Source organism: Bartonella sp. CM120XJJH (assembly GCF_042194715.1).
Classification (GTDB): domain Bacteria; phylum Pseudomonadota; class Alphaproteobacteria; order Rhizobiales; family Rhizobiaceae; genus Bartonella.
On the sequence record NZ_JBHINE010000154.1, the window covers coordinates 1 to 552 of the forward strand.

Consider the following 552-nt stretch of genomic DNA (forward strand, 5'->3'; position numbering starts at 1 on the left):
AGATTCATAAATTATCACATCAGAAATTATATGATAAAATATTGTTTTCTATAAATAAAATACCTTCAAAAATGAACAAAAATGTGGTTAATAAATAGTTATGATTTGTTTTCATTTTTTTACTTTTGAAAGGATTTTATTATGATAGAAAATGATATTCTTTTAACAGACCGTGAAAGTGCAAAACTGCTTCATATGAGTGTCTCAACATTCCGCCGTCATGTTACCAATGGCTCTCTCCCAAAACCTTTAAAATTTGGTTTTTTATCGCGTTGGTTACAATCGGATCTTTTGAATGTAATCGAGCAAGCAAAACAGCAACGTTATAACGACGCAGCATAAAAAGAAAACCTTGTCACGTAAGGACGGACAAGGCTTTCTCAAACTCATCAACCTGGCGCTTTATTTGGTGTAAATTCAAGGCTTTCTCTGCTGAAGCAAGACTTAAGGCTGGCATTCAAGTTGTTCTGAATGCTTTTTACAATAAGGGCTATTTAAGCGTCTCTCAACACTTCGCTGAGGCATGACAGCACCAGGACGACATATGGGAAG

Annotated in this window: 1 protein-coding gene; it reads left to right on the forward strand. The window is 35.0% G+C overall.

The window, feature by feature from the left end; translation table 11 throughout:
- The first annotated feature begins 141 nt into the window (after window positions 1–141).
- Window positions 142–342: an AlpA family transcriptional regulator gene (locus ACFIKU_RS10310; protein ID WP_015856195.1), complete on the forward strand. Its 201-nt coding sequence runs from the start codon at window positions 142–144 to the stop codon at window positions 340–342.
- Window positions 343–552: the final 210 nt, after the last annotated feature.

Bases quoted from the DNA above. Each gene is read 5' to 3' on its own strand.
- ACFIKU_RS10310 (WP_015856195.1), top strand. From the start codon at position 142: ATGATAGAAAATGATATTCTTTTAACAGACCGTGAAAGTGCAAAACTG.